1 protein-coding gene is annotated in these 1331 nt (G+C 66.6%); it reads left to right on the top strand.

What is annotated here, in order from left to right:
• Positions 1-51 precede the first annotated feature (51 nt).
• Positions 52-1304 (top strand): IS3 family transposase gene (locus tag ACFWN1_RS33305; protein WP_384370512.1). Its coding sequence is split into 2 segments (ribosomal slippage): positions 52-334 and positions 334-1304, totalling 1254 coding nucleotides; the frame shifts between segments, so codons are not numbered across the junction.
• Positions 1305-1331 lie beyond the last annotated feature (27 nt).

The raw sequence follows: 1331 nt of genomic DNA, 5'->3' as shown, positions 1-1331 counted from the left end.
TGAACCGCCCCGGTTCGAATGGAGACTCGATTCCGTGTAAGGATCAGAGTCATGGCACGTCCCTCCTCCTATCCCCCTGAGCTGCGCAAGCGCGCGGTGCGCATGGTCGCCGAGGTCCGCGGTGACTACCCGACCGAGTCCGCCGCGATCAACGCGGTGATGGCCAAGCTGGGCATCGGCTCGCGCGAGACGCTGCGCAAGTGGGTCCGCCAGGACCAGATCGACTCCGGGACCCTGCCGGGGACCACGAGCGAGGAGTCCGCGCGGATCAAGGCGATGAAGAAGGAGATCGCCGAACTCAAGCGCGCGAACGAGATCTTGAAGGCCGCGGCGAGTTTCTTCGCGGCCGAGCTCGACCGGCCACTGCCTCGCTCGTAACGTTCATCGACGAGCACCGGGACCGCTTCGGCGGTGTCGAGCCGATCTGCCGCGTACTGACCCAGCACAGCTGCAAGATCGCCCCCTCCACCTACTACGCCTGCAAGAAACGCCTCGAAAACCCCTCGCCGCGAGCCGTGCGGGACGAGGAACTCAAGGAGCTGATCCAGGAGGTCTACCAGTCCAACTACCGCGTCTATGGCGCGAGAAAGGTCTGGCACGAGCTGAACCGGCAGGGCCATGCGGTGGCCCGCTGCACGATCGAGCGCCTCATGCGCGAGATCGGCATCGCCGGCGTGGTCCGCGGCAAGAAGGTCATCACCACCCTCCCGGACCCGACCGCCACCCGGGCCCCGGACCGCGTCGACCGCGACTTCGTCGCCGCGGCTCCGAACCGGACCTGGGTCGCCGACTTCACACACGTGGCCGCCTGGGCCGGCGTCGTCTATGTCGCCTTCGTCGTGGACACCTTCTCCCGCCGCATCGTCGGCTGGTCCGCCTCGCTGTCGAAGGAGACCCAACTCGTCCTGCACGCCCTGGACATGGGCCTGTGGCAGCGCGATCGCGAAGGCCGCCCACCGGCGCCGGGCCAGCTGATTCATCACTCCGATGCGGGTTCTCAATACACGTCGTTCCGGCTGGCCGAACACCTGGATGCGGCCCGGATCGCGGCCTCCATCGGCTCGGTCGGCGACGCGTACGACAACGCGCTCATGGAGTCGACGATCGGCCTGTTCAAGACCGAAGTCATCAAGCCCCAGCGGCCGTGGAAGACGCTCTCGCACGTCGAGCTCGCCACCGCCGAGTGGGTCGACTGGTACAACCACCGCCGACTCCACGGTGAGATAGGGCACATCCCGCCCGTCGAATACGAAGCCAACTACTACCGAGCAACCACGAAACCCCAGCTCACAGCCACCAACTGAGATCTCCACCGAACCCGGGGCGGTTCA

This window comes from Streptomyces sp. NPDC058459 (assembly GCF_042721685.1).
Taxonomy (GTDB): Bacteria; Actinomycetota; Actinomycetes; order Streptomycetales; family Streptomycetaceae; genus Streptomyces.
This window is presented reverse-complemented; position numbering and strand designations above follow the sequence as displayed.